1 protein-coding gene is annotated in these 610 nt (G+C 57.0%); it reads left to right on the top strand.

The features are described from left to right. Positions 1-610: immunoglobulin-like domain-containing protein (locus F3J45_RS29675; protein WP_167070880.1), on the top strand; the 610-nt coding region annotated here is incomplete at both ends.

Here is a 610-nt window from a genome sequence, read left to right as displayed (position 1 = left end):
AGGGTGCGACCACCCTGACAGTTAACGTTGGTGGCACGATCTACACCGTTACCGTTGATGCGGACGGTAAGGGCACCCTGCAGGTACCAAACACCAACGTCGAAGACGTCTACAAAGATGCTTCGACCGTTACCGCCACCGTCACGGCTGTTAACGGCGGCAACTACGAAGGCGTGGACCTGACTGGCGCGACCAATACCGCCACTGTCGAAGACACCATCGACAACACCACTGTTGCTGTTTCGTCTGAGCCGGCGAAAGAAGGCGACGAAAACGTCACCTTCAACTTCCAGCTGAGCAACAAGCCGCAGGGCGCGACCACCCTGACCGTGGATGTCGGTGGCACCATCTACACCGTAAACGTCGATGCGGACGGTAAAGGTACCCTCCAGGTGCCAAACACCAACGTTGAAGACGTCTACAAAGATGCCTCGACCGTCACTGCCACCGTCACCGCTGTTAACGGCGGTAACTACGAAGGCGTGGATCTGACTGGCGCGACCAATACCGCGACTGTCGAAGACACTATCGACAACACCACTGTGGCCGTCAGCTCGCTGCCAGCGAAAGAAGGCGATGAAAACGTCACCTTCAACTTCCAGCTGAGCAA

It is taken from the genome of Pantoea sp. Ap-967, from assembly GCF_011752565.1.
Classification (GTDB): domain Bacteria; phylum Pseudomonadota; class Gammaproteobacteria; order Pseudomonadales; family Pseudomonadaceae; genus Aquipseudomonas.
This window is presented reverse-complemented; position numbering and strand designations above follow the sequence as displayed.